This is a genomic window from Nocardia lijiangensis NBRC 108240 (assembly GCF_001613045.1).
GTDB classification, from domain to species: Bacteria; Actinomycetota; Actinomycetes; order Mycobacteriales; family Mycobacteriaceae; genus Nocardia; species Nocardia lijiangensis.
Genome location: NZ_BDBP01000199.1, coordinates 1 through 3,329, shown reverse-complemented (window position 1 = coordinate 3,329; position 3,329 = coordinate 1). Strand labels below are relative to the sequence as shown.

At 69.3% G+C, this 3,329-nt stretch carries 4 protein-coding genes; all 4 read left to right on the top strand.

The window, feature by feature from the left end:
- The coding region (locus NL1_RS38445) for a DUF8175 domain-containg protein (protein WP_067849361.1) at positions 1 to 554 on the top strand (554 nt) is incomplete at its 5' end.
- Positions 551 to 1,363 carry a DUF8175 domain-containg protein gene (locus tag NL1_RS35810; protein WP_067849357.1) on the top strand — a complete coding sequence of 271 codons (813 nt, stop codon included), beginning with the start codon at positions 551 to 553 and terminating at the stop codon, positions 1,361 to 1,363. The genes NL1_RS38445 and NL1_RS35810, both read left to right, overlap by 4 nt.
- The gene (locus NL1_RS35805) at positions 1,360 to 2,208 is read left to right on the top strand and encodes a DUF8175 domain-containg protein (RefSeq protein ID WP_067849367.1); all 849 of its coding nucleotides are present in this window, start codon (positions 1,360 to 1,362) and stop codon (positions 2,206 to 2,208) included. The genes NL1_RS35810 and NL1_RS35805 overlap by 4 nt, the downstream gene beginning before the upstream one ends.
- Positions 2,202 to 3,329, top strand: a 1,128-nt coding sequence (locus NL1_RS35800; RefSeq protein WP_067849365.1) for a hypothetical protein, incomplete at its 3' end; no start/stop codon positions are given. The genes NL1_RS35805 and NL1_RS35800, both read left to right, overlap by 7 nt.

The window sequence follows — 3,329 nt, the reverse complement described above, 5'->3', positions numbered from 1 at the left end:
TCGGCTGCGGCGGCGCGGACGACGCCTCGGGCCCGGATCTCACCGCACGGCCGAGCGGAGTGCGCTGGGAGCCCTACCAGGGCGTGGCGCTGCCGCACACCGACCAGGGGCCCGCGTCCCAGGCCGACGGCGCCGCAACGGGTTTCGAGCAATCGCCGCCCGGGGCCGCGGTCGCCGCCATCACCCACACCGTGCGCCTGTCGGTGGCCGCCGACAACCAGTGGTCGAAGGTGATCGCCGCCGAGGTGGTGCCGGGACCCGCGCGGGACGAGTGGGCGGTGAGCCGGGTGCAGTTGTCCATCACCGGGCCCGCCGATCCCGAGTACGCCCCGCGGCTGCTCGGCTACAAGATCACGGACTACACCGAGCAGCGCACCGCCGTCGACGTGTACACCGAGTATTCGGACGGCTCGAAGGCGGTGAACCACACCGTGGTCGAGTGGTTCGCCGAGGACTGGAGATTACGACTGCCCGACCCCGGTTCGACCGCCCGCCCCGTCGAGGCCATCGACGTATTACCCACCGACATCGTGACATTGGAGGCGCCGAAGTGAGTGAGAGGGAGTCCTCCGCGCGCGATCGCGTCTCCTTCGGCGCGATCGCGTCCGCGGCGCTGCTGGCGCTCATCGTGATCGTCGGCGCCACGGTGTATCTCACCCGCGACGACGAAACCACCGGCAACAACGAGGCCGAGCTCACCGCGACGACCGGCGAGGGTTTCGCGAGCCCGGACGTCGACCTCTTCGGCAGGCGCGTCGACATTCCGAACAACCCTGCGGGACAACCGCTTCCGCAGGATCCGACGCATCAGCGCAAGCCCTCCGACCCCGACTGGCTGACCGCGGCGCCCGAGGGCACCCTCGCCCCGCGCGGCTGGCAGCGGGTGTACGGCGCGTCCGTGCCGTTCTCCACCTCCGACGGGCCGTCCCGCATCGAGGACGGGCTCGCCGTCGGCTACGCGCACACCCCGCAGGGCGCGGCACTCGCGGCCGCGCAGATCACCTACCGGATCAACGCCCGCCCCGCCGACCGCGACCTCTACGTGCGGCAGGTGCGCGTCTCGGCGCAGCAGATCGCCGCCTACGACCGCGCGCTCGACGAGGACCGGCTGCCGAAACAGCAGCCGGGGACGGTGACTCGCTACTTCGTCGCCTCCGACGCGTTCAAGGTGGAGAACTACGCCGACGATCTGGCCATCGTCCGGTTCGCTTCGCGCGGGCCCGTCGTCGACGGCAAGCGGTTGTGGGCGGCGCTGCGACTGGTCATGGTGTGGGACGCGGGCGACTGGCGGCTCAAGCCCGCGACGAGCAATGGCGCGCAGACCGAGTACGTCGAGTCGCTCGAGGGGTGGACGACGTGGTGAGCGCCGGTCCGGGATCCGGTCGTGAGCGGCCGCCGCTCGGGCTGCTCGGCATCGGAGCGGCGCTGACGGTGGCGATCGCCGTCGGCGTGACCCTGACGGCGACGCGCGACGGCGGCATGGCCGCCGACGCTACCGAGACCGGCACCGCCTCCCAAGTCGTCCCCGGCACCGGCGCGGCAGGTCCGCACGGCTTCGCGGGACGGGAGACCGACCTCTTCGGCAGGCCGGTGGACGTCCCGGCGAATCCGGCGGGCGTTGCGCTGGAACAGGTTTCGGGCCTGCCCACGCGACCCGGCGAGCCCGGCTGGCTCACCGCCGCCCCCGCGCCCAGCGCGGGCGAAGGCATCTGGCAGAAACTGTTCGGCGGTCCGGTGGTGCGCTTCTCCGGCTCGGACGGACCGGCGCGCATCGACGGCAACGCCGCCGTGGGCTTCGCGCACACCCCGCGCGGCGCGGCCCTGGCGGCCGAGCAGATCTATTGGCGCACCAACGCCAATCCGCGCGATCGAGACCTGCTGCTGCGGCTGGTCGAAGTGAGTCCGCAGTACCTGGCGGAATACGACCGGCTGGTCGCCGAGGGCAAGGTGTCCGAGCGGATACCGGAGAAGCTCAGACCCCTGCTGTTCGCTTCGGACGCGTTCCGGATCGAAAGCTACGCCGACGATTCCGCGACCGTCCAGTTCGCGAGAAAGGCTCGAGAAACAGTTGATGGCCAACCAACATGGGTGGGCATGCGCCTTGTGGTCGTCTGGCGCGACGACGATTGGAAGCTCAGGCCGGTGACCGGCGAGCAGCAAATCCAGATCGAGTCCCTGCGGAGCATCGAGGGGTGGACACGATGGTGAAAAAACTAGTGACGATCCTCGCGGTCATCTTCACCGTGATGATCGCGACGCCGACGGTGGCCTACGGCCAGACCTACGGCTTCGACGAGACCTGTAACGAGATCCACGACACCCTCGACGGTGTCGGCCTGCCGGGGATCTCTCTCGGCGACGCGGCGTCCGCGGTATGCAAGGCGGGCAATGCCGGGTCGCACCCCGCCGAGGCCGCGGACGCCATCAAGGACAAGGCCTGGGACTCCACCTTCGGCAAGGTGGTGGATTCGCTCATGAACGGTCTCGGCGAGGCCATCATCCTGGCGCTCACGTTCTGGATGAAGGTGCCCAACGAGGCGGCCAGCGACAACGGATCGTTGTTCACCAGAATCAACGACTACACCTATCAGATCCAGATATTGCTGCTCATCGCCTCGGTCATCCTGTCGGGCGCGAGACTGGCCGAAGCCAGGCGCGGCGCGGCGGTCAGCGAGGCGGCCGAATCGTTCCGCATGTTCGCCAGGGTGGTGTTCAGTTCCTGGATGCTCGGCGCCATCATCGTGGCGGGCACGCAGGCCTCGGATCGCTTCGCCGAGTGGATCATCAACGACTCGACCAACGGCAATGCCAAGGACCTGGCCGAGCTGATGGTGAAAACCAGTAAGCTGCAAGCCTTCTCGCCGGGTCTGGTGCTGATCATCGCGATCGTCGGCCTGCTCGGCGCGCTCGCGCAGATCGTGTTCGCCATCGTCCGCCAAGGTCTGCTGATCATCGCGGCGGGTGTGCTGCCGCTGGCGGCCGCCGCGTCGGGCATGAACATCGGCAAGTCGTCGTATCAGAAGCTGATCGGCTGGATCATCGCCTTCATGCTGTTCAAACCGGTGGCGGCGATCGTCTACATGATCGCGTTCACCACCGCGGGCCACGTGGACGGGCTCACCTCGACCACCGGTCTGCCGGAAGGCGAAGAGGCGCAACGCATGCTGGTCGCCATCGTGCTGCTGTGCAGCGTGGCGTTCGTGCTGCCCGCGCTCATGCGCCTGGTCACCCCGGCCGTCGCGATCGTCGGTTCCGGCGGCTCGGGTCTGGCCTGGACCGGCGGCGCCGTGGTCGGCGCGCTGGCGCTGGGCGCCATGGGCACCAAGGCG